The following is a 24929-nucleotide window of genomic DNA, read 5'->3' as shown; positions in this document are numbered from 1 at the left end:
TGTTCATTAAGTTTGGAAATCACCTTTCAGTTTGCAGACTTTTTTATTGTACTAAGCGCTGCGTATCTCCTCCACCTCGTCCACCCACCTCGTCTATCCATTCCATTATTCTTGTCCGAGATCTGAAGCCTTTATTCCCAGTTCAGTGCACCGCCGGTTTGATATTCGATTACGCGAGTCTCAAAAAAGTTGCGTTCTTTTTTCAGATCGATCATCTCACTCATCCAGGGGAAGGGATTTTCTTCCTGAGGGAACATCGGGTCCAGTCCGATCTGTTGCGCGCGGCGATTTGCGATGAATCTCAAATAGCCTTTGAACATTGGCGCATTCAAACCGAGCACTCCACGCGGCATTGTATCCTCTGCGTAGCGATATTCCAACTCTACTGCGCTTAAAAACAACGCTTTAATTTCATCGCGGAATTCCGGTGTCCACAAATGCGGATTTTCCATCTTGATTGTGTTGATCAGATCGATGCCGAAATTGCAGTGCATCGACTCGTCGCGCAGAATGTATTGATACTGTTCCGCCGCACCCATCATCTTGTTTTGACGGCCCAGGGCAAGGATCTGCGTGAAGCCGACGTAGAAGAAAAGTCCTTCCATGATGCAGGCAAACACGATCAGCGAGCGCAGCAATTTCTGATCGTTTTCAGTAGTGCCGGTCTTGAACTCAGGATCGGTCAGCGTATTGATGAAGGGGATCAGGAATTCGTCTTTGTCGCGGATCGATTTGACTTCATGATAGGCGTTGAAGATTTCCGCCTCGTCCAGACCGAGCGATTCGACGATGTATTGATAGGCGTGGGTATGGATCGCTTCTTCGAAAGCCTGACGCAGCAGGTACTGGCGGCATTCCGGTGCAGTGATATGGCGATACGTGCCAAGCACGATATTGTTGGCCGCGAGCGAGTCGGCGGTGACGAAGAATCCCAGGTTGCGTTTGACCAGGCGGCGTTCGTCTTCGGTCAGGCCGTTCGGGTTCTTCCACAGCTCGATATCGCGCTGCATATTGATTTCCTGCGGCATCCAGTGGTTGGCGCAACCGGCCAGATACTTGTCCCAGGCCCATTTGTACTTGAACGGGACCAATTGATTGACGTCGGTATGGCCGTTGATGATGCGCTTATCCGCAGCATTGACGCGGTGCGTGACATCGACCACAGGGGCCGCAGCCGGCTGCCCCATCACAGCAGGGTTGAGAGCGGTATCGGACATTTGCGGACGTGCCGAAGGAGCAAATGCCGGTTGCGCCGGCATAGGCGGGGTACGAGGGGCGGGCGCCGAACTTGTTTCTTCATCCCAGGAGAGCATGCTTTCTTCCTTTATCTTTCGTAGGGTGGGCACCTGTGCCCACGCGTAACTTCAAATCCGTCACCACGCTTGTTTCGGTAACGCGTGAGCAAAAAAAACCTGCCCACCCTACTTTTCTTTGTAATTGTTTCGTTTTATCTGAATAGCTTTATTGGCAGGCTTCGCACTCTTCGAATCCTGGATCACCGGGACGCATGGTGCATGCCGGTCCATCCAGTTCCTGTGGCGCCGCAGCAACGGCAGCAGTACCGTAAGTCGCCGCTGCTCCGCCGCTGGCGCCGCCATCTACCGAAACCGCATTCAGCGCGCCGGTTTTCGATGTCGATTTCTCGGTATGCGTCGCGCCGATGGTGCGCAGGTAGTAGGTAGTCTTGAGACCGCGCAACCATGCCAGCTTATAGGTTTCATCCAGTTTCTTACCCGATGCACCCGCCATATAGATATTCAACGACTGCGCCTGATCGATCCATTTCTGACGACGCGACGCCGCTTCCACCAGCCAGGATGGTTCGACTTCGAATGCGGTGGCGTAGATGTCGCGCAGATCTTGCGGGATGCGGTCGATCTTGGCCAGGCTGCCATCGAAATACTTGAGATCGGAGATCATCACCTCGTCCCACAAACCACGTGCTTTCAAGTCGCGCACCAGGTATTCATTGATTTCAGTGAATTCGCCGGACAGATTCGATTTCACGTACAGGTTCTGGTAAGTCGGTTCGATACAAGCCGAGACGCCAATGATGTTAGAGATGGTGGCTGTCGGTGCAATCGCTACGCAATTCGAATTACGCATGCCGAATTCCTTGATGCGGCCACGCAGCTCGGTCCAGTCCAGCGACTCGGACATATCGGCCTCAAGATAACCGCCGCGCTCTTCCGCCAGCAGTTTCAACGAATCCTGCGGCAGGATGCCGCGATCCCACAGGGAACCGCGATAGCTGCTGTAACGGCCGCGCTCTTCTGCCAGTTCGGTCGATGCCCAATAGGCGTGGTAGCAGACTGCTTCCATCGACGTATCTGCAAATTCAACCGCTGCTTGCGAGGCATAAGGCACGCGCATCATGTGCAGGCAATCCTGGAAACCCATGATGCCGAGACCAACCGGACGATGCCGCAGATTGGAATCGCGCGCCTTCTTCACTGCATAATAGTTAATATCGATCACATTATCCAGCATGCGCATCGCAGTATTGATGGTTTTCTGCAATTTGGCGTGATCCAGCTTGCCGTCTTTCATGTGGGCCGGCAGGTTGACCGAACCCAGATTGCACACGGCGATCTCGGAGTCGTTGGTATTGAGCGTGATCTCGGTGCACAGGTTGGAGCTGTGGACCATGCCGACGTGCTGCTGCGGCGAACGGATGTTGCATGGATCCTTGAAGGTGATCCATGGATGGCCGGTTTCAAACAGCATCGACAGCATCTTGCGCCACAGATCCAGCGCCTGGATTTTCTTGAACAGGCGCAATTCGCCGCGGGCGGCCTTGGCTTCGTAGCCGGTATAGGCTTCTTCGAAGGCCTTGCCGACCTTGTCGTGCAGATCCGGTGCATCGCTTGGCGAGAACAAGGTCCAGTCGCCCTTTTCCATGACGCGCTTCATGAACAGGTCCGGAATCCAGTTGGCGGTGTTCATGTCGTGGGTACGGCGGCGATCGTCGCCGGTGTTCTTACGCAGGTCGAGGAATTCCTCGATGTCCATGTGCCAGGTTTCCAGGTAGGCGCACACCGCGCCCTTGCGTTTGCCGCCCTGGTTCACCGCCACGGCGGTATCGTTGACCACTTTCAGGAACGGCACCACGCCTTGCGACTTGCCGTTGGTACCCTTGATATGGGCGCCCAGCGAACGCACCGGCGTCCAGTCGTTACCCAAGCCGCCGGCATATTTGGCCAGCAAGGCGTTTTCCTTGATGGCTTCGTAGATGCCGTCGAGATCGTCGGCAACCGTGGTCAGATAGCAAGACGACAGTTGCGAGCGTTGCGTACCGGAGTTGAACAGGGTTGGCGTCGAGCTCATGAAATCGAAGCTGGACAACAGGTTGTAAAACTCGATGGCGCGTGCTTCGCGGTTAACTTCGTTCAGCGCCAGGCCCATCGCCACCCGCATGTAGAATGCTTGCGGCATTTCGATGCGGATATCGCGGACGTGCAGGAAATAACGGTCGTACAGCGTTTGCAGGCCGAGGTAACCGAATTGCAGGTCGCGTTCCGGCTTCAGTGCTTCGCCCAGCGTCTTCAGGTCGAACTGCGCCAGCTTGGCGTCGAGCAAGTCAGCTTCAATACCCTTTTTAATAAATTTCGGGAAATATTCAAGGTATTCAGCGGGAGCATCGGCTTGCGCCACTTCCTTGCCGAACACTTCCTTGCGGATCGTGTGCATCAGCAGACGCGCGGTGACCTGGCTATAGGCAGGATCTTTTTCCATCAGCGCGCGGGCTGCCAGAATCGCCGACTTGTGCAGCTCTTCAACCGGCACGCCGTCGTACAGATTCTTGACGGTCTCGGCCAGGATGGCTTCGGCGTCGACGTGTTTTTCCAGACCGATACAAGCGGCGGTAATCAGGTTGCGCACCTGATCCATGTCCAGCGCACGGCGTTGGCCGTCTTCGGTCACAAACAATTCCGTGCCGGCTACGGTTGCTTTGGCGCCGGTTTGTTGTTGCGAGCGTTCTTCCATGCGCTTGGCGCGATACAGCACGTAGGCGCGAGCAACATCATGTTCGCCGGAGCGCATCAGGGACAATTCGACCTGGTCCTGGATGTCTTCAATATGGAAAGTGCCGCCATTCGGCTGCCGGCGCACCAATGCGGCGACGACGTTGGAAGTCAATTGCTCGACCAGTTCACGCACCCGTGCCGATGCAGCACCCTGGCCGCCGTTGACGGCGAGGAATGCCTTGGTGACGGCAATCGAGATCTTGGATGGTTCAAAACCGACCACGGCGCCATTGCGGCGGATGATTCTGTAGTCGCCGAAACTGCTGGATACCTTGACGGGAGAGCCGCTACCGGTTGATGGCGGAACACCAGCGACTTCGGCTGATGATTTAACGGAAATTTCTTGAGTAGATTGCACTGAGCCTCCCGAGACTGTGAAAGCAGGCGAAACAATTGCGCCTGCTGTTATTAATTAGAACCTTGGAACCGTTGATGGTTCAGATACTGCTATTTCTACATCAGTCATTGCGTTATCGACTGCCTGTCGGCAGGCGTTCGTGACCGATGCCCAAATCAAGATAAAAAAGAGAAAAAATCAGCGTTAAAAGAATGGTTGACGAAGACCGGCAACAAACCCAGAGGCCGCTGAGCAGCCTGTCCGACACCTGCATTTATACTGACATGAGTACAAAAGCAAAACACCATATAGGTGGACAGACCATGCAAAGCAAACCAAGGACGAAATACAAAAAAAACACTACATATAGTTTTCTGGACTTGATTTTTACTAATTGTAGTGCCTAGAACCCGTCGACGCAATCCAAAAGTGGGATCTTTTTTATATTCAAAAACAGACTATTCAATTGACTTTTTTGTCCATGACGGGAAAGCGCAACGCCGACTTGCCGGACGATTTCTGTACATGCCCGGCTAAGGCTTGCTGGTATTGGGCCCAGTCAAAAAATGGACCTGGATCGGTCTTTCTGCCAGGCGCGATATGTTCATGTCCGGTCACCGCGGCGAGAGGGTAACGCAACTGCAAGGCGTGGGTCAATCTCGCCAGCGCGCGATATTGCAGCTCGGAAAACGGTTCGAAGTCGGTCCCTTCCAGTTCGATCCCTATCGAAAAATCGTTGCACCGCTCACGCCCCTCAAAACAAGAGATCCCGGCGTGCCAGGCGCGATCGTTGGCGGATACGAACTGGACCACGCCACCATCGCGCAGTATCAGGAAATGAGAAGAAACGCGGAGCGGCCGCAACTGCTCGAAATAGGGATGAGCGTCGTAGGCCAGGCGATTGCCGAACAAGTCTGCAATAAAAGGACCGCCAAACTGCCCGGGCGGCAAGCTGATGTTATGGATCACCAGCAAATCAATCGTACAGCCGTCGGGCCGGGCGTCGCAGTTGGGCGACGACTGACGCACTACCTCATCGGCACGACACCAGCCGTCTGCGCCAATTGCAAAACATGGGGGAGGCGTTTGCTGCTGCGTCATTGTTACCTGTCCTAATCTTGCTCATGAATCGACAATCGCTGCATCCGATAGCGTAGCTGGCGAAAACTGATGCCCAGCAGATCGGCCGCCTTGGTGCGATTGAAATGCGTACGCGCCAGTGCTTGCCGAATCACATCGCGCTCGATATCGTCAAGGTAATCCGGCAGCGATGGCGGCAATTCGGAGCCGGTCAATTGCGTTGCAAAACCAGCCGCGGCCGGCTCAGGACTCGCCGTCGCCGCCATCGCCGTGCGGGCCAGCCCCCCGGTTTCGCCGTAATGATCGGCGAGGTCCGGCGCGTCGACAGGCCGGCCATGGCTACCCCCCTTCAAACCCAGATCCGCCACTTCAATCACGCCGTCGTTGGCAAACGCCAGCGCTCGCTCCAGAATATTTTCCAGTTCGCGCACATTTCCCGGAAACGCATAAGCGCGCAGGGCCGCCAAGGCCGCCGGCGCCAGCGCCACTTGTTCCGCCTGCGGCGCAAACATCGACAAGCGCCCTAGAATCGCAGCGACCAGCAGACCGATATCATCCAGGCGCTCCCGCAGCGGCGGCAATTTTAGCTCGATGACATTCAAACGATAGTACAAATCCTGACGAAATCTACCTGATTCGACGCACTCGGCCAGGTTCTGGTGGGTGGCGCTGATCAGACGGACGTCCACCGCCTCCTCCACCGTAGCCCCAACCTTGCGTACCCGGCGCTCCTGGATCGCACGCAACAACTTGACCTGCATCGCCAATGGCAAATCGGCGACCTCGTCCAACAATAAAGTGCCGCCGTTGGCAGCCTGAAAAAATCCATCGCGGTCATCGGCAGCGCCGGTAAACGCCCCTTTGCGATAGCCGAAGAATTCAGCTTCCATCAAGGCTTCCGGGATTGCGCCGCAATTGACGGCGACAAAGGGCTTGTCGGCGCGCGGACTGAGCGCATGGATATCCCGCGCCGCCAATTCCTTGCCGCTGCCGGACTCGCCGGTAATCGCCACCGGCGCCATGCTGCGCGCCAGACGCACAATCTGTGTGCGCAATTCCTCCATGGCGGCAGATTGACCGATCAGGCGCAACGCAGAACCCGAACGGAGTTTCGTGTCTGCAGCCGGGCGCATGTTTTCGGCCGGCTTACCGACGCGCAACGCCGATTGCACCATCAAGCGCAGCTGATCCAGCGCCACCGGCTTCGACAAATAATCGAAAGCCCCTGCCTTCAATGCCATGACGGCGTTGTCGGCGCTGCCATAAGCAGTAATCACGGCAATCGGTATTACCTTTTCGCCAGCGGTGACTTCCCGCACCAGTTCGATCCCGAGTCCATCCGGCAAACGCATATCGGTCAAGATCAGTGCATATTCATTTTGCGCCAGATGGGCGCGCGCTGCGGACAAGCTGTCGGCACTGTCGACATCCAGTCCCATTTTGACCAATGCGATTTCCAGCAGTTCGCGCAGATGCGCTTCGTCGTCAACAACCAGAATACGGGGTGAAGTCATGGCATTCGTCTTTTTCAGGTTCTAGTCGGCAAGAGACACCGGGTCATGGGCAGCAAACGCAATAACAAAACGACCACTCACATGGCTGGAATTCTGTCCTTGAACATCATGCCGGTATTCGTAATCAAGCAACGCGCCGTTATTCAAACACAACTCGCGCGCTAAAAACAAGCCTAGGCCGGTGCCCTTGCTGGAGGTGGTATAAAACGGCTCAAACAAGTGCGCCCGCACCGCCGGCGAAATCGGCTCGCCATCGTCCTGCACATGCAGCTCCAGACGCCCAGCTACGCTAGACATGACATGCAAGCGCATCCCGCCCGGCCGGCCGCTGGCGTAACGTATCGCATTCGACAGCAGATTTGTCACCACTTCACGCAGATGCAGCGGGTCGAACCAGACGCTCTGCCGATCTGCGGCGTCGATCTGCAAGGCAATCGTAGCCGGCGCTACCGCGTGAGTCTGCCTGAATTCCTTGACGATATCGTGCAACAAGGGCGCCAGCAGAATCGGTTCAAGCTGCCGCTGCGCCTTGCGCGACAGTTTCAGGATGTCCTCGATCATACGATTCAGGCGCGCCACATTGTCATCGATAATCGTCAACAAGCGCGTTTCTGCCTGATCGGTCGCCTCTTCCGCCAGCAAGGTGGCGGCATACGAAATCGACGCCAGCGGATTGCGGACCTCATGCGCGATGCTGGCGGTCAGGCGGCCCATGGCCGCCAATTTCAGTTGCTGGGCCTGATTTTCAATTTCGCTGACATCCTGCAAAAAAATGACCGCACGGTATTCGCTCAATTCGCGCATCCTGACCGCAGCAAAGCGCACTTTCAAATGCGCTACCAGCTCGCGCCGCCCGCTCCAGTCAATCGCGGCCCAGTCCTGGCTCTGGCCCTGGCCAAAGTCGTCGGTATGCTTGATGGTGACGAATACGGCCTCTCCCACTGCCGGAGAAACCGCACGCGGCAGGTCGCTTACGTGTGATTCCCAGGCAAACAGGGCATCGGTGATCGGCGCCAGCGCCGCATAATCGCTCAGCTTGTGCTGCGGCTCTTCCTCAGACAAGGACAAACCCAGCATGCGCTCTGCCGCCGGATTAGCCATGATCAAGGTGCCGACCGGATCGACCACCAGCAGGCCGTCGCCCATGTCCTTGATCGCGATGCGGTTAATATCCATCTGCACCCGCAGATCCCTGCCGCGCTGGGTCGCCAGCTCCTCTTGCTTGATCAGCTTGTCGGCCAGACGGTTAATCACCAGCACGGCAAAAAAGAAGGCGCCGCCATATAAACCGGCTTGCAGGGTGGAGACATCTGGCGCCGATTGCAGAATCTGGTAAGCGCTTTCCGCCAGCAAGACCATGGTCGCAATCGAGACGAACAACAGCGCCACCAGCAGCGGCGCCAGAATTGCCGAGCCGGCCAAGGGGAAAAGATACAAGATCGCCAAGCCGCCCTTGGCGCCGCCGGCGCCGACATACAAGATCGACACCGCGATCATGTCGACCGTGATCGGCAGCACTATCTGCGCCATGTAATGGCGATGGTAATACGCGGTGATAGCCGTGAAGACGGCGGCGCACAGCAGATAGACGCTGCAAGTTTGCGGATTCGTGAATAGCTGGGAAAACCAGATCCCGCTTTTGCTTTGGGTGCTGAGATAGGCCAGCATCACCATCGCAACCACGATCCGGGTCACGTTGAATGTTTGCAACGTACGCCAGAAAGTATCCGGTTTGTTATTCAGCTGGGTGAGGCTGGAGCTCGTCATGCGCAAATACCCTGTCTCACAGTGGATCTGGAAAGCGATCTGGAAATCGTCGGCTGAACGCCCTCAAGCGCCGCCGGCCTCGGCCTGAAATAAGCGTAACGGCTCAAAGTGAACAGAGTTTAAGACGAATGCAGGCGACGATGTTCCGCGCTGCAAAAAACCGCGCCGGAAGCGTCGGCCAGCGCTTCCGATGCCGGGAAATGCATGCCGCAATGCGCACAAGCCACCATGGCTTCGGCCTGCGGAGACTCGCTAGCCGCAGTGCCCTTGGCAAAGGTCGAACCACCTGAAGTGGAACGGTCGCCGCCGAGACTTTTCTTCAGACGCTGCAGCCAGACGATCACGGCCAGCACGACGACAATTAAAATAATCAGTTTCATACCAATACCCGATGCAACACAACTTCAAGCACGAAACGGCTCCCTACATACGCCAATAACAAAATGGCAAATCCAGTCAAGGTAAAGCTAAGGGCGGTGCGGCCGCGCCAGCCCTGCCATTTGCGGCCCGCCAGCAGCAAGCCGAACAAGGCCCAGGACAACATGGTGAAAATGGTCTTGTGATCCCATTTGAATGCCTTGTTAAACAGCTCCTCCGAAAACACCACGCCCGACAGCACCGTCAACGTCAACAAGAAAAAACCGAAAGCGATCAGGCGAAACAATAACTTTTCCATGGTCAGCAACGCCGGCAAGCGATCCAGCGCAACGCCAAACCAGCCGCTTTTAGCTCCGCCCGGCCGGGTATGCAAGCGCGATTCCTGCAGCACCATCAATACCGCATGGAATGCGGCGATAGTCAGGGTGCTATAGGCCAGGATGGAAATCACGATATGCCATAAGAAGACCGGCGACTTGCCGTCCAGCGGCACCATATTTCCCGGGAATACAGCCGGCAGAACCGCTGCCAATGCCGCCATCGGCAACACCAGCACCCGCAGGCCGTCCAAGGTGTAGTTGCGGTTTTCCAGCCAATAGGCGGCTACTGAAACCCATAAGGTGGCGGACAACATCATCGAAAATCCAACCCGCAACTCCCCAGGCCCGACGACATCGGCCCAAAGCACGCCGCCGTGCAGCAACCAGGCGGCGGCAACGGCAATGGAGATAGTCTGGCGTCGGCTCGAAGGCAAAAAGGTGCAGCCTATATATAGCAGCGCCACCAGAACGAAAAGATATGTTTGCATCGTGTAAGTTTACAACATGTGGCGTCTGCGCGGCGTGCTCAAACAATGCGCCTGTCCAGACAGACATGACGCGCCGTCATTTCTTGCATCTTGTATATCATCCCACGCTATCCTGATGCATCGGCCCTTATTCTGGGGTCGGCCTGTTAGGTGTTTGCCCTGCATCAGGTAAAATGGCTGCTTCCGCGTCCATTTTAATGCGCATTAGCGTGTTGATTACGCGAAAACTGCTTCACATTGACCGATTGCACCTCTTCTGGAAACGCTGTTACCCATGCTCGACAATCTTACCCAACGCCTCGCCAAAGTCGTCAAAACCATGCGCGGCGAAGCGCGCCTTACCGAAACCAACACCGCTGAAATGCTGCGCGAAGTACGTCTGGCCTTGCTGGAGGCTGACGTCGCCTTGCCTGCGGTGCGCGAGTTCATTGCCAACGTCAAGCAAAAAGCGCTAGGCGAAGAAGTGATTGCATCGCTGACGCCGGGCCAGGCCCTGGTAGGCGTGGTGCAACGCGAACTGGCCTCGTTGATGGGCGCCGATCTCGGTCCCGAGGCGTCGCAACTGAATTTCGCCACTCAGCCGCCTGCGATCATCCTGATGGCGGGTCTGCAGGGTGCGGGTAAAACTACCACCGTCGGCAAGCTCGCCAAATATTTGCGCGAACAAAAGAAGAAAAAAGTGCTGACCGTCTCCGCCGACGTCTATCGCCCGGCCGCGATCGGCCAGTTGCAGACCGTGACCGCACAGGTCGACGCCGACTTCTTCCCGACCGCAACGACGGACAAACCGGTCGATATCGCACTGGCTGCGCTGGACTACGCCAAACGCCATTATCACGACGTGCTGATCATCGACACCGCCGGCCGGCTGGGTATAGATGAAGCGATGATGAAGGAAATCAGCGCGATTCATGCGGCCGTCAAGCCGATCGAAACCCTGTTTGTGGTCGACGCCATGCTCGGCCAGGATGCAATCAATACCGCCAAGGCCTTCAACGACGCACTGCCGCTGACCGGCATCGTGCTGACCAAACTGGACGGCGATGCACGCGGCGGCGCGGCGCTGTCGGTCAGGCATATCACCGGCAAGCCGATCAAATTTGCCGGCACCGCCGAAAAACTGGATGGCCTGGAAGCCTTCGATCCGACCCGCATGGCCAACCGCATCCTCGGCATGGGCGACATTCTGGCGCTGGTCGAAGAAGCCCAAAAAGGCGTCGATGTCGCAGCAGCCAAGGATCTGGCGCACAAAATCAAAGGCGGCGGCAAGTTCGACCTGAACGACTTCAAGGCCCAGCTCGGCCAGATGAAGAAAATGGGTGGTTTGTCCAACTTGATGGACAAATTGCCGGCCCAATTCCAGCAAGCCGCGGGCGGCGCCAATATGGACCAGGCGGAAAAACAGGTACGCCGGATGGAGGGCATCATCAACTCGATGACCGCTCAGGAACGGGCCAAACCGGAGCTGATCAAGGCTTCGCGCAAACGCCGTATCGCCACCGGCGCCGGCGTGCAGGTCCAAGAAGTCAACCGCATGCTGTCGCAATTCGACCAAATGCAGTCGATGATGAAAAAGCTCAAAGGCGGCGGCATGATGAAGATGATGCGCGGCATGAAAGGCATGATGCCGGGCATGCGCTAAGCAGCTCCCAGTACCGTCACAACACTCGAAAAGCCTTGCAAGTCATTGACTTGCAAGGCTTTTCGCAAAATCAGGGGCGTTGCGGGAAGCCCCGAACCGGCTGCTGCGGGCATTTGTTACCCTTCCCGAGCCTGTCAGTTGCCGGTAATCGCCCGCACAAGCCCACCGGCCGGGCGTTTCCTCCAGCCGGACGGCCGTTCCGCTTCCGTATCAAATCCCGCACAAACCCACAAAAAACGCTTGCATCGCCAGGAAAAGCGCAACACTATTAGCGATGCGTGCTTGACGCATTTTTTCACTATCCCTGAAGGAGGCTCAAAGATGGCCACAGCCAAAAAACCAGCAGTTGCAGCAAAGAAGCCAGCAGCGACCAAAGCAGCTCCTGTCAAAGCAGCAGCCAAGCCTGCAGTAAAAAAAGCCGACGCTCCGAAAGTAGCGCGCAAGCCTAATGCGGCATTCATGAAAGCATTGACGCCATCGGCTGTTCTGGCTGCTGTCGTTGGCGCCGCCCCGCTGCCACGCACTGAAGTCACCAAGAAGGTTTGGGAATACATCAAGAAGCACAAGCTGCAGAATCCAGAAAACAAACGCAATATTATTGCTGATGAAAAACTGAAAGCTGTCTTTGGCGGCAAAAAAGAAGTGTCGATGTTTGAAATGACTAAACTCATTTCCGATCACTTGAAATAATGCTTAGGGCCAGTTGGACTTTGTTCAATGCGCCGCCCTGAGTGCCAAACAAAAACGCCCGCATCACGCGGGCGTTTTTGTATCTGCAGAATTTAGGGTAGTGCATCAATCCAGTAAATCCGAATAGTCGATTTCTGCGTAACCTGCCAAGGTCTGCCACGGCAAGACCGGCGGCGCGGCAATCACGCTGACCAATGTCTGACGCCGTGCCAGCCCATGCTCATCGAACGACTCCACCCGACGCGGGTATTGCCCTTTGACATCCCAGCTGACCCGCACCGTCAATTCTCCGCGCTTGCGCTCGTACAGCTGGACGCCGTCCTTGACCGGACCCACGGCACGCATGTTTTTCAAACTCTGCGGATCGCTCAAATAAAACGTGCTGCCCCAATTGCCATTGAAGCCGATATTGCCGTAATACTGAGGGTCGACCTTGACGATGCGGCGCTGATGGCGCTCGATCAGGCGGGCATCCAGCGAGCCGTCTGCCTGACGCCGCACCCACATCGGCGAGCTGCCGGCGTCCGGGTGGTTATGGCTGCTGTGATCATGCTCATCGGCGGCCTCGCTGGCGATCAGACGCTCGGTCCAGACCTGGTCGTTGCGCCGGTACAAACGCTCGCTGAATGTCGTTTCGCGCTTGACGCCGTCGCGCCCCAATACCATCGAATAGTGCTGGACCTGCAAGTTCTGGTCAGGAGCATTGACCGCTGCCACCGTAACCGGCATGGATGACAGCAGCGCCAGTGCGGTTGCCAGCATCTTCACGCCACCCACCCAATTTTTTAAGAAAATCATTTTTTCCACCGAAATAAAAATTGCCGCCGTCACGGTGACGGCGGCCTAAACGCTACTTAAGAATAAGTTTTACAGGCCAAGTGCGTTTTTAACTTTGCCAAATACCTTGATGTTTTCAAACGTGCCTTTGAAACTGTCGCTGCCGGCGCCGGCCGAAAACAGCATCACGTCGCCGCCGCCATGTGTTTCCGAACCTGGAGAACCGGCAAAGCGCACGCCAACCTGCTGCAGATAGTCGTCGGCTTCGGTATCGACATTGGTCAAATCTCCATCGTCCGGACGGCGCGGCGCGCTGCCGTTGCCGAACACCAGCGTGGTATAAGGTTTGCCATCGGCAGCCAATGCCAGTTTGCCGTCGTAATAATTGGCGACCTTGCCCAGGATCGGATTGCCGCGTTTGGGATAGCCGTTGAAACCGATCGCATGATCATGGTCGGCGGTGACCACGATCAAAGTGTCTTTCAAATCGACCAGCTCCAGCGCCTTCTTGATCGCAGCGTCGAAAGCCAGGGTATCTTCTAGCGCGCGCTTGGCGTTGGTGCCATGCAAAGCATGGTCGATGCGGCCGCCTTCGACCATCAGGAAATAACCTTTTGGATTTTTCTTGAGTACACCGATAGCTTTTTCCGTCATCTCGGCCAGGCTCGGCTGGTTCAGTTTTTTCTTGACCCGATCCAGTTCGTAATCCATGTCGCTGGCAGTGAACAAGCCTAGCAATTTACTGACGCCGGCCGGATCGACGTTCTTCAGTTCGCTGCCCGAGGCGACATAGGTATAACCGGCCGCCTTGAACATGCTCAGCGGATCGAGTTCGTCGTTGCGCTTGCTGGCCGGATTGCTCTTTGGCAGGAAGTGCCGCAAGCCGCCGCCCAGCAAGACATCGACGCCATCCTTCAGCGCAGTGTTGTAACGCGGCGCACCCGGTGTCGCCTGTTCGGTGATGGTGTTGTAGGCATCGCGATTGCAGACATGGGCGTAGGTCGCGGCCGGCGTAGCGTGGCTGATGCGGGTGGTGCTGACCGCACCGACCGCCTTGCCGGCGCCCTTGGATAATTCCAGCAAGGTCTGTACCGCCTGGCCGTTGCCGGCGACGCAGGTCGAGTCGGCATTGCTTTGATACGGCTTGCCGTTGGCATCGAAGGCATTGGTGTCGGACGACATGGAAATCACATCGTTCTTCATCTTGACGCCGGTCATGTACGCCGCCATCGATGGCGCGCTGTCGGTGGTTTGACCGTCCAGCGAGAAGGTCTTGACGCGCGCGGTGCGGGTCAGTGTTTCCATCGTCAGGCGGCCTGCTTCTCCGTGACCGTAGATGCGTGCCGCGGTGACAGTCGCCGGCCCCATGCCATCACCCAGGAAGAAGATGACGTTTTTCGCGGTTGCGGCGTCAGCTGCCATGACATCGGCGGTGAATAGCAAGGACAGCGGCGCTAACGCGCACAGTGCGGCGCATTGGTAGATTCGGCGCTGGAATTGCTTACTGCTTAGATTAATCATTTTCATGTCAGACCTTTGTGTATATTCGACAAATTCGTTTCATCGGCAGCTGGCAGCGTCACAGACCGACGGCTTTTTTCACCAGGCCGAACACCTCGGTGTTGTCGAGCACGCCGCGGATATTTTGCGCACCCATGCCTTGCGCACCGATAAAGACATTGGTGCCGCCATGGGTTTCGCCGCCGGCTTCGGTCGGGATCACCGACTCTTGCAGATAGTCTTTGTCAGCCACTTGCATATCGGACAGCGCGCCGCGCGTCGCCAGATGATTAGGACCGTTGCCGAAGCCGATCACGGTGTAAGGATTGTTGTTGATGTCGCGTTCCGGTTGGCCGGTCAAGACATTCTTCACCAGTCCGAGTACGCCCGGTTCGCTGCTGGTGGTTTTGCCGGTGCGCTTGGCGTAGCCGTTCAACAAGATCGAGTGATCATGGTCGGCGGTGACCACCACCAGCGTGTTTTTCAAACCCGGATCGACTTGCTGCATCTTGTCCAGCGCGACCTTGATCGCATCATCGAAAGCAACGGTTTCCTGCAATGCACGGCGTGCGTTGGTGGCGTGCAAGGCGTGGTCGATGCGGCCGCCCTCCACCATCAGGAAGAAGCCGGTCTTTTTGCTGTTCAACAGGTCGATCGATTTGCCCGTCATCTGCGCCAGGCTTGGCTCCTTGGACGCATCGCGGTCCAAGTCGTAAGTCATGTGATCCTTGTTGAACAAGCCGACCACTTTTGGCGTTGCGTTGCCGATTTTGTCGAACTCGGCAAAGTTGCTGGCATAGGTGTAACCGGCGGCCTTGAATTCGGTCAGCAGATCGCGGCTATCGCTGCGTTTGCTGTCGGCATCGGTCTTCGGCAGGAAGTGACGGCGGCCGCCGCCAAAAATGACATCGACGCCGTCGCTCAGCTTGCTGTTGAAGCCGGCGCCCTTCGGCGTCAGCTGCGCGGCGATATTGTTCTCGCCGTCGCGGTGGCAGATATGCGAGTAAGTCGCGGCCGGCGTCGCATGGGTAATCCGGGTGGTAGTCACGACGCCGGTGCTGTAGCCCTCGGCCTTCATCATTTCCAGCAAAGTGTCTGCCGGCGTGCCATTGCCGCTCGGGCAAATACTGTCGGCGCCGTTGACATAGCTTTTGCCGCTGGCGTCGCGGGCGCTGGTATTGGCTGACATGGAGATCACTTCATTATTCGCCTTGACCCCGGTCATGTAGGCCGCCATCGATGGCGCGCTATCGGTGACCTGGGCGTCGTTGGAATAAGTTGTAACGAAGCCGCTTTCCGGCAGGGTATCGATGGTCAGATCGCCCTCTTCGCCGACTTTGTAAATACGGGCCGCGGTCATAGTGGTGATCCCCATGCCGTCACCCAGGAAAAATATGACATTCTTGCCGGGAACCTTGGCTTCAGGCCGCTCCACCGGCGTCTCGACCAATGGGTTGCTGGAACCGCTACACCCAGCCAGGGCCATCGATCCGATGGCGGCGGCAATCAAAATACGTAGTTTCATTCATCGCTCCGTGTTATCAATCAGAAATATGCAAGCACTTTATTTGTAATAATGTGTAACAACTGTAACTAAAACTTATTACAAGCCGATGACGAAAGAGCAGCGAGCTTCATTGAAGGGGGGGAATTCGTGTTCAGAGAGAACGGGAAAGCGATGCGTGATTGGCCCGAGCGCCGCCGGGCCAATCAATCGAATACTTGTTTATAGCGAGGGAGAGCGAACGATTACATATTGCATTACTGCCTGCGCCGATCACGTCGGGAACAGGCGTCGGCCGTGGAGCTATTTACTTGCGAGCGGAAACTGTCTGGATTGGCAGATCGTCCTTATATTCCCAGCGTTTCCAAGCCGCCAGTACCGCGTTGGGATATTCAGGACGCCCGCGACTGCCGTTGTAACGGCCAAGCGCGAGATAAAGGTTGCCTTTTTCCATATCGATATACATGCGCAGAATCGAACAACCGTAGCGCAGGTTGGTCTGCATATCGAACAATTTGCTGCGGTTGGCGTCACCGATCACGCGGGTCCAGAACGGCATGACCTGCATGTAGCCGTGGGCGCTGACGCTTGACAGCGCATACTTGCGGAATGCCGACTCGACCTGAATCAGGCCCAGCACCATGCCCGGATCCAGACCGGCGCGCTTGGCTTCATACCAGGCGGTTTCCAGGAATTCGATGCGCACCTGCGTATCTGGCAATTTCTTCTTCAGGCGCTGCGACATTTCGCCCAGCCAATACAGGTATTGAATGCGCTGATCGATTTCGGAAAATTGGGGTTTCGGCGGACGGGCGTCGGTGATAGCGCGTGACAAAGCCAGACGGACCGAGTCCGCCAGCTCCTCTTCTTTTTGATTTCCGGCATGCGCCATGCTGCCAAGCAGCAGCAACATGGGCAACAAGCCAAGCCAACGGGACCAGCGCAATCGATACTCCCCAAAAGTAACTTTCTATTTTTGGAGGAGTATACAAAGAAAACGGCGCAAGAAACCAACGCGCCGTCACTTTGTTGTTACGGGGAAACCATGCGCGCCTTAATGAACTCTGCCATGTCGGCCAACGGCACCGTGGTGGCCTCGGTATCGCGTCGCCCCTGATACTCGAACTGGCCGTCTTTGAGACCACGATCGCCGATCACGATGCGATGCGGCACGCCAATCAGCTCCCAGTCGGCAAACATCGCACCCGGGCGCTCGCCGCGGTCGTCCAGAATCACGTCAACCCCAGCCGCCAGCAACGTTTCATGCAACTTGTCGGTTTCGGCCTTGACTGCCTCGCTGCGGTCATAGCCCATGGGGCACAAGACCACTTCGAACGGTGCGATGGAAGTCGGCCAGATGATGCCCTTGTCGTCGAAATTCTGTTCGATTGCGGCGCCCAGGATACGCGTAATGCCAATCCCATAACAACCCATTTGCAGCATCTGCGGCTTGCCGTTCTCATCCAGGAAGGTGGCTTTCATCGCTTCCGAATAGGCGGTACCCAGCTGGAATACGTGACCGACTTCGATTCCGCGCAGGATCGCCAATGCGCCCTTGCCGTCCGGCGACGGATCCCCTTCGACTACATTGCGGATATCGAACACCATCGGCTCTGGCAAGTCGCGGCCCCAGTTGACGCCGGTGAAATGGAAATCGACCTCGTTGGCGCCGCTGACAAAGTCATGCATGTTGGCAACGGTGACATCGGCTACCACGGTGACCGGCTTCCTGGTATTGATCGGCCCCAGATAGCCTGGCGGCGTGCCGAAATATTCGACGATTTCCTCTTCTGTGGCGAAGCGATAACCGGTAAGGCCAGGAATTTTATTGGCCTTGATTTCGTTCAGCTCATGGTCGCCACGCAGCATCAGCAGCCAGATTACCTTGCTTGCCGCCTCTTTATCAGTTGCCTCTTTTTCAACGGCCAGCACAATCGACTTGATGGTTCGCGCCAAAGGCAGTTGCAGCAACTCAGCTACGGCTTCGCATTTCGCCTTGCCGGGTGTTGCCGTCTTGGTCAGCGCCTCGGTCGGTGCGGCCCGGCTGGGGTTCAACGGCAGGGATTCGGCCGCCTCCATATTGGCGGCGTAATCCGAATTCGGGCAATACACGATGGCGTCTTCGCCGGTGGCGGCGATGACGTGGAATTCATGCGAACCGGTGCCGCCGATGGCGCCGTTATCGGCAGCCACCGCGCGGAATTGCAGGCCGAAACGATTGAAAATGCGGACATAGGCGTCATACATGATCTGGTAAGACTGCTTCAGGCCATCCAGATCGCGATCGAAGGAATACGCGTCTTTCATCGTGAATTCGCGGCCGCGCATCAAGCCGAAACGGGGCCGGCGCTCATCCCGGAATTTGGTCTGGATATGGTAAAAATTCACCGGCAGCTTGCGGTAAGAACGCAATTCGGTGCGGGCGATGTCAGTAATCACTTCTTCCGAAGTCGGCTGGATGATGAAGTCGCGGCCATGACGATCCTTGACGCGCATCAGCTCGGCGCCGTATTTTTGCCAGCGTCCGGTTTCTTGCCAGAGTTCGGCCGGTTGCACCACCGGCATCAGCAATTCGACCGCTCCCGAACGGTTCATCTCCTCGCGCACGATGTTTTCGACTTTGCGGATCACCCGCAAACCCAAGGGCATATAAGTGTAAATGCCGGAACTGATGCGTTTGATCATGCCGGCGCGCATCATCAGTTTGTGGCTGACGATTTCAGCGTCGGATGGAGCTTCTTTAAGCGTGGAAATAAAAAAACGGGAGGCGCGCATAACGATGAATTCTTTTTAAAAAGAGAGGGTTATAATCAACTCAATTTTAAAGGATTAGCTGGCTGATGCGCCTACTCTTTGCACAATTGATGAATGTTCTGGCCATTGTAGCTACTGGCCGGGGCCGATTGCGCGCCTAGTCGGGCGAGGACAGAGCTTTGCGCCTACCCGGCGGCTCTTCGAATCTGTTCCGCAATGATAACGGCAAGCAAGGAATCTAGCAGAATGAGCAATAGAGCCGCCCGGCCGCAGAAAGTTTTGAGGTAACAACATGCTTGACCGTGAAGGCTTTCGCCCAAACGTCGGCATTATCTTGCTCAACACCCAGAACGAAGTCTGGTGGGGCAAGCGTGTGCGCGAACATTCGTGGCAATTTCCGCAAGGCGGTATCAAATACGGTGAAACCCCGGAGCAGGCAATGTTTCGCGAACTCGAGGAAGAAATCGGGCTGAAAGCGGAACACGTCAAGATCATCGGCCGTACCCGCGACTGGCTGCGCTACGAGGTGCCTGATCACTTTATCAAGCGCGATGTGCGTGGACATTATCGCGGCCAGAAACAGATCTGGTTTCTGCTGCGCATGGTGGGGCGCGACTGCGACGTCAATCTGCGCCTGACCGAACACCCGGAATTCGACGCCTGGCGCTGGCATGATTACTGGGTTCCGCTGGATGTCGTGATCGAATTCAAACGCGACGTCTATCAGCGCGCCTTGCAAGAATTATCACGATTTCTGACGCGCCCTTTGCAGAATTTGCCGCATCACGCCCGTCATTTGCGCACCGGCCACGGGCCGCGCGCGTCGACGCAATCCCCCCCGGCCTGTGCCGAACCCGAAAAAAAGTGAGCGCCTCTATGGCTTTTGATTTTGCCTTTCGTCTTCCCGCAACAAAGAAAATATCGCAAGTCCTGGCCGCAAGCCTGCTGTTGCTAAGCGCTGCCACGCAAGTGCATGCCACCGACCCGTTCTACCCCAGTGCTGTCGCGCAACCAAATTCCGGCTTGTCCGACGAAGATTTCGACGATGACAGCAAGTCCTGGCAAGAAATCAAGACTGAAATCCCGCCAGCGCCGCAGGCGGCCAATCTGGTGTCGTTTTACGTCAGCCCAACCGCCACCATGAATTTCTTTATCGATCTCAATTCGATCTCGGCCGGCAAGGACGGCGTGGTGCGCTACACGCTGGTCAGCAAGAGCCAGGGCGGCGCCGAGAATATCAGCTACGAGGGCATCCGTTGCCAGACTTATGAAAGCAAGCTGTATGCATTCGGCCAGAAGGACGGCAGTTGGTCACGTGCGCGCCTGAGTGGCTGGAAGCAGATCAGCGAATCATCCGGGAACCGGCAACATGCGGCATTGGCCAAGGACTTCCTTTGCCAGGATGCCATGGTGGCCGGCAAAGTTGAGGATATACGCAGCAGATTGCGCAGCAATCGTACGATCAAATCAGGTAGCTGATCGACAACATCGGCACCCATATAAAAAAACGGCTCCTGCAATTAGCGGAGCCGTTTTTTATTGTCCAAGACTGCTGGTCTTGCCGCTTAAAGCAAAACCATATTGTCCCGATGGATCAATTCCGATTCCTCGACAAAGCCTAGAATCGCCTGAATTTCCGCTGAAGGATGGCGCATGATGCGGCGCGCTTCCGAGCTGGTGTAATTGCTGATGCCGCGTGCGATTGCATGACCGTCGACATCGGTGCAGGTAATGACGTCGCCGCGGCCAAACTCTCCCGACACCGCCGTTACGCCGATCGGCAATAAGGATTTCCCCTCGTTACGCAATTTTTGCACCGCGCCCGCATCCAGCATCACCTTGCCGGCAGTTTTCAAGTGATCCGCCATCCACTGCTTGCGCGCGGTGAGTTGCCCTGTTTGCGCGGTCAATTGGGTGCCGATCGCTTCGCCGCTTGCCAGCCGGGTCAATACCGCGTCCTCGCGGCCCCAGGCAATCACCGTATGCGCGCCTGAAGTAGCGGCGCGCTTGGCTGCCAGAATCTTGGTGATCATGCCGCCGCGGCCGATGCTGCTGCCGGCATCGCCCGCCATCACTTCCAGCGCCGGATCGCCGGCTTTGGCTTCATGCACAAACTCGGCATCCGGATCCTTGCGCGGATCGGCCGTATATAAACCTTTTTGATCGGTCAGAATGATCAAAGCATCGCCTTCGATCAGATTGGCAACCAGCGCGCCAAGGGTATCGTTGTCGCCGAACTTGATTTCATCGGTGACCACGGTATCGTTCTCATTGATGATCGCTACCACCCCAAACCGCAACAGGGTGAACAAGGTCGAGCGGGCATTCAGATAACGTTCGCGATCAGCCAGATCGGCGTGCGTCAGCAATACCTGTGCGGTACGTATATTGTGGGCGCGGAAGCTGGTTTCATAAATCTGCGCCAGCCCCATTTGACCGACCGCAGCGCAAGCCTGCAATTCGTCGATGCTGGTCGGCCGCTTGTCGAAACCCAGCCGCTGCATGCCTTCGGCCACGGCGCCGGAACTGACCAGCACGACTTCCTTGCCCATCGCCCGCAATTCAGCAATCTGGGTCGCCCATTTGGCGATAGCGCCGGCATCCAGGCCTTTACCGTCATTGGTCACCAGGGAGGATCCGACTTTGATAATGATGCGCTTGGCTTTTTGAATGACGGAATTCATATTTTTATCTATCGCGGCCACCTCGGCCGGCATGCGGCCAGGCGGCGGAAAAAAATAAGGCCAGCGCCGGCAAGGGCTTACATCGTTTACCCCGCACCGGCATCGGCCGCCAACTACTTGCTTAATCCAGTATCTTGAAGCGCGGATCGTCCGGATCGATAGACAGGATGGATTGCGCTTCCACCACCATATGCGTCTCTTCCGATCGGGTTTCCTGCTGGCGCTTCTCGGCCAGATAACCGTAAATTTCCGTCACCAGCTCAGGACAACCATCGCGGTTCAAGGCGGAAATTTCAAATACCGGGCCTTTCCAGCCGAAACGCTTGATGAAATCCTTGACTCGCTTGACCCGCTCTCCCTCTGGGATCACGTCGATCTTGTTGAGCACCAGCCAGCGCGGCTTGTCGAACAGCGATTGATCGTATTTTTTCAGTTCCTTGACGATCGCCTTGGCTTCCTTGACCGGATCGACCGTGTCTTCGAATGGCGCCAGATCGACGATGTGCAGCAGCAAGCCGGTGCGCTGCAAGTGCTTCAGGAACTGGATACCGAGTCCGGCGCCTTCCGCCGCGCCCTCGATGAGGCCTGGAATATCGGCGATCACGAAACTCTTTTCGTGGCTGACGCGGACTACGCCGAGATTCGGATGCAACGTGGTAAACGGGTAATCGGCGATTTTCGGACGGGCATTGGATACCGCGGTGATGAAAGTCGATTTGCCGGCGTTCGGCTGTCCCAGCAGGCCGACATCGGCCAACACCTTGAGCTCCAGCCGTAATTCGCGGCGTTCGCCTTCCTTGCCGTCGCTTTTCTGGCGCGGTGCACGGTTGGTCGAGGATTTAAAGTGGATATTGCCCCAGCCGCCTTCGCCGCCCTTGGCCAGCAATACCTCTTGCCCGTGATCGGTCAGATCGGCGATCGCTTCGCCGGTGTTGATATCAACGATCAGCGTGCCGACCGGCATGCGCAGCTTGATATCGTCGGCGCCCTTGCCGTAGCAATCCGAACCACGGCCATTTTCACCGCGACCGGCGCGATGCATCTTGGAGAAACGATAGTCGACCAGCGTATTGATATTACGGTCGGCAACGGCCCAGATACTGCCGCCTACGCCGCCATCGCCACCGTCCGGGCCGCCAAACGGGCGGAATTTTTCACGGCAAAAACTCGCAACCCCATTGCCGCCATCGCCGGCAATGACTTCGATTTTTGCTTCATCTATAAACTTCATTCGAAGGTCCTAATGAGGTTGGAGGTTAAATTCTTATTGAAAGACACAGGTAACTTTACCGATTTTCGGTCACTATTGCAGCGCAGGGCACAGCCAGGATTGCAATAATGCCATTGCTTCAGGCGCAACTCGCCGCAAGCGGAGCAGATTCGCTGCGTGTTCCAAGTTGCCCGAGCAGTGTTTTACGACCAGAAACTAAAAAGGCCCTACCAGCGGCAGAGCCTTTCGCGACAAGGCTTACGCCTTGCTTGTCGACGCTTAAAGAAACTTAAGCTGCTACGACAGTAACGTAGTTACGCTGGGTAGCGCCCTTGGTTACGAATTGTACTTTGCCGTCGATCAATGCGAACAGGGTGTGATCCTTGCCCATGCCGACATTTTCGCCTGGATGCGTCTTAGTGCCGCGTTGACGAATGATGATGCCGCCAGCGTTGATCGCTTGGCCGCCGTAGACCTTGACGCCAAGTCGCTTTGACTCTGAGTCACGGCCGTTGCGCGTAGTGCCGCCGCCTTTTTTATGTGCCATTTAAAACTCCTGGTATCTAGTTAAGTCAATCCGCGCAAATATTAAGCGTTGATCGAAACGATTTGAATTTCGGTGTAATTTTGACGATGGCCTTGATGCTTCTGATAATGCTTACGACGACGCATTTTGAAGATCTTGACTTTATCGTGGCGGCCTTGCGCCAATACCTTAACCGACACCGTAGCACCTTCGACCAGCGGTGCACCAAACTTAATGGTGTCACCAGCGCCAACTGCGAGCACTTGATCAATAGTGAGTTCGGTGCCAATGTCTGCAGGTATCTGTTCTATTTTGAGTTTTTCGCCGGCAACAATCTTATATTGTTTGCCACCGGTTTTTATGACCGCGTACATATGAAACCTCATCGAAATGATTGAAGACTATTAAAAAAATTTCTTTCCTAAAACACCATAATCAGCGACAAACAAACACTAAATCGCTGGGCGGAATCGGGAGAACCTGAGATTGTACATGGACTTGGCACTTCCGTCAAAATCTCTTGACAAGTGCGGAATTCACCACACTTCTGTACTTCTGCCGGGCAACCCTAGTCAAGTCTTGCCGTACGGCCACCCTACCGCCACAGACTCACCAGCAGCACAACGGCCTTTTTCATATAATGGCGGTATTCTGAAACTTTTTAAGGTATTGCCATGAGCGATGTACAAGCGTGGATCAAGGAAACCGTGACCAGCAACCCAGTGGTGCTGTTCATGAAAGGAACCGCGCAATTTCCCCAATGCGGATTTTCCGGCCGCGCCATCCAGTTGTTGAAGACCAGCGGCGCTGAAAACATCGTCACCGTCAACGTCCTGGAAGATCCGACCGTGCGCCAAGGCATCAAGGACTATTCCAACTGGCCTACCATTCCGCAACTCTACGTCAACGGCGAATTCATCGGCGGCTCCGACATCATGAACGAGATGTTTGAATCCGGCGAACTGCAAACCTTGTTGAAGGCCTGAGACCGCAAGTGGTCTCGCCTAGCCGTCCAGCCGCAAAAACCAGCCAACCGCCGCGCCGCCTGATTGTCGGCATCACCGGCGCTACCGGCGTCATTTACGGTGTGCGGCTGTTGCAGCTGTTGCGCGAAATACCCGGCGTCGAAACCCATTTGATGATTTCCGACGCCGGCGTCCTCAACCTGCATCAGGAACTGGAGATGCGGCGCAAGCAAGTCGAAGCGCTGGCGCACGTGGTGCACAATGTGCGCGACATCGGCGCGGCCATCGCCAGCGGCTCGTTTCAATCGGATGGCATGATCATCGCGCCCTGTTCGATGAAAACCCTGGCTTCGGTTGCCAATGGCTTGTCCGACAACCTGATCACGCGCGCCGCCGATGTTGCCCTCAAGGAACGCCGGCGCCTGGTCCTTATGGTGCGCGAAACCCCTTTCAATCTGGCGCATCTGCGCAATATGACCAGCGTCACCGAAATGGGCGGCATCATTTTCCCGCCGCTGCCGGGGTTCTATCACCGGCCGCAAAGCATTGCGGAGATGGTCGACCATACGCTGGGGCGGGTGCTGGATTTATTCGCTATCCAGCATACGCTGACACCACGCTGGAATGGCTTGAAAGCCTGTCCAGTCCTAAAATAGGTTGACAGGTTTTATTGCAACACAAACGCTCGATGCACCGCATCGGGCGTTTTGTATTTCAGGGCCGTATGCGGCCGTTCCCGGTTGTAGATCCGAACGGATTGCGCCA

23 protein-coding genes are annotated in these 24929 nt (G+C 56.2%); 6 read left to right on the top strand and 17 right to left on the bottom strand.

Annotated elements, in window-relative coordinates:
• Nucleotides 1-131: 131 nt before the first annotated feature.
• The 7 genes from KHU33_RS19890 to KHU33_RS19860 all read right to left on the bottom strand — a co-directional run bounded on the left by KHU33_RS19890 (nucleotide 132) and on the right by KHU33_RS19860 (nucleotide 9912).
• A complete protein-coding gene (locus KHU33_RS19890; protein WP_211466096.1) occupies nucleotides 132-1313 on the bottom strand; it encodes a ribonucleotide-diphosphate reductase subunit beta in 1182 nt (393 codons plus the stop codon).
• Nucleotides 1314-1461: 148 nt separating this feature from the next.
• A complete protein-coding gene (locus KHU33_RS19885; protein WP_211466094.1) occupies nucleotides 1462-4386 on the bottom strand; it encodes a ribonucleoside-diphosphate reductase subunit alpha in 2925 nt (974 codons plus the stop codon).
• 441 nt (nucleotides 4387-4827) lie between these two features.
• The gene (gene ampD / locus KHU33_RS19880) at nucleotides 4828-5466 is read right to left on the bottom strand and encodes a 1,6-anhydro-N-acetylmuramyl-L-alanine amidase AmpD (RefSeq protein ID WP_211466092.1); all 639 of its coding nucleotides are present in this window, start codon (nucleotides 5464-5466) and stop codon (nucleotides 4828-4830) included.
• Nucleotides 5467-5477: 11 nt separating this feature from the next.
• Nucleotides 5478-6959, bottom strand: coding sequence for a sigma-54-dependent transcriptional regulator (locus tag KHU33_RS19875; protein ID WP_211466090.1), 1482 nt, complete (start codon nucleotides 6957-6959; stop codon nucleotides 5478-5480).
• A gap of 21 nt (nucleotides 6960-6980) precedes the next feature.
• Nucleotides 6981-8726, bottom strand: a complete 1746-nt coding sequence (locus tag KHU33_RS19870) for a sensor histidine kinase (RefSeq protein WP_211466088.1) — start codon at nucleotides 8724-8726, stop codon at nucleotides 6981-6983.
• Between the two features lie 119 nt (nucleotides 8727-8845).
• Entirely contained in the window at nucleotides 8846-9106 is a 261-nt protein-coding gene (locus KHU33_RS19865) for a PP0621 family protein (protein WP_211466086.1), read from the bottom strand.
• A complete protein-coding gene (locus KHU33_RS19860) occupies nucleotides 9103-9912 on the bottom strand; it encodes a cytochrome C assembly family protein (protein WP_211466084.1) in 810 nt (269 codons plus the stop codon). The genes KHU33_RS19865 and KHU33_RS19860 overlap by 4 nt, the downstream gene beginning before the upstream one ends.
• Nucleotides 9913-10186: 274 nt before the next feature.
• Here KHU33_RS19860 and ffh point away from each other — a divergent pair, with 274 nt between their 5' ends.
• Nucleotides 10187-11554: a signal recognition particle protein gene (gene ffh / locus KHU33_RS19855; RefSeq protein WP_211466082.1), complete on the top strand. Its 1368-nt coding sequence runs from the start codon at nucleotides 10187-10189 to the stop codon at nucleotides 11552-11554.
• Nucleotides 11555-11875: 321 nt separating this feature from the next.
• A complete protein-coding gene (locus tag KHU33_RS19850) occupies nucleotides 11876-12244 on the top strand; it encodes an SWIB/MDM2 domain-containing protein (RefSeq protein WP_144739378.1) in 369 nt (122 codons plus the stop codon).
• 105 nt (nucleotides 12245-12349) lie between these two features.
• Here KHU33_RS19850 and KHU33_RS19845 read toward each other — a convergent pair whose 3' ends face one another.
• The 5 genes from KHU33_RS19845 to KHU33_RS19825 all read right to left on the bottom strand — a co-directional run bounded on the left by KHU33_RS19845 (nucleotide 12350) and on the right by KHU33_RS19825 (nucleotide 18800).
• Nucleotides 12350-13042 (bottom strand): hypothetical protein, encoded by a 693-nt coding sequence (locus KHU33_RS19845; protein ID WP_211466080.1) that lies wholly within the window; start codon nucleotides 13040-13042, stop codon nucleotides 12350-12352.
• Between the two features lie 69 nt (nucleotides 13043-13111).
• Nucleotides 13112-14542, bottom strand: a complete 1431-nt coding sequence (locus tag KHU33_RS19840) for an alkaline phosphatase (protein ID WP_211466102.1) — start codon at nucleotides 14540-14542, stop codon at nucleotides 13112-13114.
• A gap of 58 nt (nucleotides 14543-14600) precedes the next feature.
• Nucleotides 14601-16046, bottom strand: coding sequence for an alkaline phosphatase (locus tag KHU33_RS19835; RefSeq protein ID WP_211466078.1), 1446 nt, complete (start codon nucleotides 16044-16046; stop codon nucleotides 14601-14603).
• Nucleotides 16047-16332: 286 nt separating this feature from the next.
• The gene (locus KHU33_RS19830) at nucleotides 16333-16938 is read right to left on the bottom strand and encodes a lytic transglycosylase domain-containing protein (RefSeq protein WP_211466100.1); all 606 of its coding nucleotides are present in this window, start codon (nucleotides 16936-16938) and stop codon (nucleotides 16333-16335) included.
• Nucleotides 16939-17057: 119 nt separating this feature from the next.
• Entirely contained in the window at nucleotides 17058-18800 is a 1743-nt protein-coding gene (locus KHU33_RS19825; protein WP_211466076.1) for a proline--tRNA ligase, read from the bottom strand.
• A 271-nt stretch (nucleotides 18801-19071) separates the two neighbouring features.
• Here KHU33_RS19825 and KHU33_RS19820 point away from each other — a divergent pair, with 271 nt between their 5' ends.
• Nucleotides 19072-19647, top strand: a complete 576-nt coding sequence (locus KHU33_RS19820) for an RNA pyrophosphohydrolase (protein WP_211466074.1) — start codon at nucleotides 19072-19074, stop codon at nucleotides 19645-19647.
• Nucleotides 19644-20258 (top strand): CNP1-like family protein, encoded by a 615-nt coding sequence (locus KHU33_RS19815; RefSeq protein ID WP_329956091.1) that lies wholly within the window; start codon nucleotides 19644-19646, stop codon nucleotides 20256-20258. Before KHU33_RS19820 ends, KHU33_RS19815 begins: the two co-directional genes overlap by 4 nt.
• Nucleotides 20259-20344: 86 nt before the next feature.
• Here the strand turns inward: KHU33_RS19815 and proB are convergent, their stop codons facing one another.
• From proB to rplU, 4 genes are all read right to left on the bottom strand, one after another.
• Nucleotides 20345-21463, bottom strand: coding sequence for a glutamate 5-kinase (gene proB / locus KHU33_RS19810; protein WP_211466072.1), 1119 nt, complete (start codon nucleotides 21461-21463; stop codon nucleotides 20345-20347).
• Between the two features lie 121 nt (nucleotides 21464-21584).
• Nucleotides 21585-22694, bottom strand: a complete 1110-nt coding sequence (gene obgE / locus KHU33_RS19805; protein WP_211466070.1) for a GTPase ObgE — start codon at nucleotides 22692-22694, stop codon at nucleotides 21585-21587.
• Nucleotides 22695-22962: 268 nt separating this feature from the next.
• Nucleotides 22963-23220: a 50S ribosomal protein L27 gene (gene rpmA / locus KHU33_RS19800; RefSeq protein WP_014007873.1), complete on the bottom strand. Its 258-nt coding sequence runs from the start codon at nucleotides 23218-23220 to the stop codon at nucleotides 22963-22965.
• A 41-nt stretch (nucleotides 23221-23261) separates the two neighbouring features.
• A complete protein-coding gene (gene rplU / locus KHU33_RS19795) occupies nucleotides 23262-23573 on the bottom strand; it encodes a 50S ribosomal protein L21 (protein ID WP_038493216.1) in 312 nt (103 codons plus the stop codon).
• Nucleotides 23574-23873: 300 nt separating this feature from the next.
• Here rplU and grxD point away from each other — a divergent pair, with 300 nt between their 5' ends.
• Nucleotides 23874-24185, top strand: a complete 312-nt coding sequence (gene grxD / locus KHU33_RS19790) for a Grx4 family monothiol glutaredoxin (RefSeq protein ID WP_211466068.1) — start codon at nucleotides 23874-23876, stop codon at nucleotides 24183-24185.
• An 8-nt stretch (nucleotides 24186-24193) separates the two neighbouring features.
• Nucleotides 24194-24820 carry a UbiX family flavin prenyltransferase gene (locus KHU33_RS19785; RefSeq protein WP_211466066.1) on the top strand — a complete coding sequence of 209 codons (627 nt, stop codon included), beginning with the start codon at nucleotides 24194-24196 and terminating at the stop codon, nucleotides 24818-24820.
• Nucleotides 24821-24831: 11 nt separating this feature from the next.
• Here KHU33_RS19785 and KHU33_RS19780 read toward each other — a convergent pair.
• A partial coding sequence (locus KHU33_RS19780) for an integrase core domain-containing protein (protein ID WP_211462952.1) occupies nucleotides 24832-24929 on the bottom strand: 98 nt, incomplete at its 5' end.

This window comes from Collimonas silvisoli (assembly GCF_018305005.1).
GTDB classification, from domain to species: Bacteria; Pseudomonadota; Gammaproteobacteria; order Burkholderiales; family Burkholderiaceae_D; genus Collimonas; species Collimonas silvisoli.
Note: the sequence above shows the minus strand (reverse complement) of the source record. Positions and strands in the feature narration are given on the sequence as shown.